The organism is Bowmanella dokdonensis, assembly GCF_017254865.1.
Taxonomy (GTDB): Bacteria; Pseudomonadota; Gammaproteobacteria; order Enterobacterales; family Alteromonadaceae; genus Bowmanella; species Bowmanella dokdonensis.
This window is the reverse complement of record NZ_JAFKCV010000044.1, coordinates 1-877: the sequence shown is the minus strand read 5'-3', so window position 1 is coordinate 877 and position 877 is coordinate 1. Positions and strand designations below refer to the sequence as shown.

Sequence of the window (877 nt, the reverse complement as noted above, 5' to 3'; positions counted from 1 at the left end):
AGGTCCTTGCGGGCGGGCAGCATCCAGTGCGTATTGTTGCCCTGACTCTGCCAGCGATACAGCAAGCCCAGCGAGTAATAGCCTTTATCAAATAACGTCAGAGAGTGCTCGGGGACAGACGGGATAAGGCGTTCAGCCAATGACATTTCACCGACGTGGCGACCATCAAATTCACTGGCAAGTAACAGGTGGCTGGAGACTTCCATCAGGCTGCACATTCTTATCTGTGGATAGGGGCTGTCACCATGATGATTGCGCTCGCATCCAAACTCACCCCGATTATCCAGTGTATCCTGGGCCCGAAACATCACCCCATCAACGGCCAGTAAATTCAAGCCACACCATTGTTCAAAAGCGTGCTGTTCGAATGTTCGCTGTGCCATCAACCGGAAGGTATGTGCCACCGCGTCATCACCTAATCTCTGACGCGCTTGAACTAATGCGCTGGGCGCGACGAACTTGTTTTTACCGGGTAACGAAATATCCAGCTTACTGGCGATATCCCACACCGGTTCGTTACGAAAAAGGCTCATGCCGATAATCGTCAACATCACAGAGTCCAGTGGTAAGCGACGCCGCCGAACGGTAGCCACGCCTGACAGCGCATAGGCTTGCGCTAAAATCTCAGGGTCGAGAAGTGACCTGAGCTTATCAACAGAATTGAGCTCTTCAGCAAAGGTAAAGGTATCTTCCAGGGCGGTAAGCAAAGACATAAAAAAATCCGATATCAGAGACTGATATCGGATTCTGAACGCCTCGAAGGATCGGTCAACCGATCGCTCGAATATTTCTTAACTGATCGGCATTAGACCAGAAGGTCCGCTAATACTCGTTCAAGGATTATCCCGCGAACACCCTGGCGTTGCGGAAAATACGC

General features: G+C 51.1%; 1 protein-coding gene. It reads right to left on the bottom strand.

Annotated elements, in window-relative coordinates; genetic code table 11:
• A partial coding sequence (locus J0A66_RS21445; protein ID WP_206575901.1) for an IS4 family transposase occupies window positions 1-713 on the bottom strand: 713 nt, incomplete at its 3' end.
• Window positions 714-877: the final 164 nt, after the last annotated feature.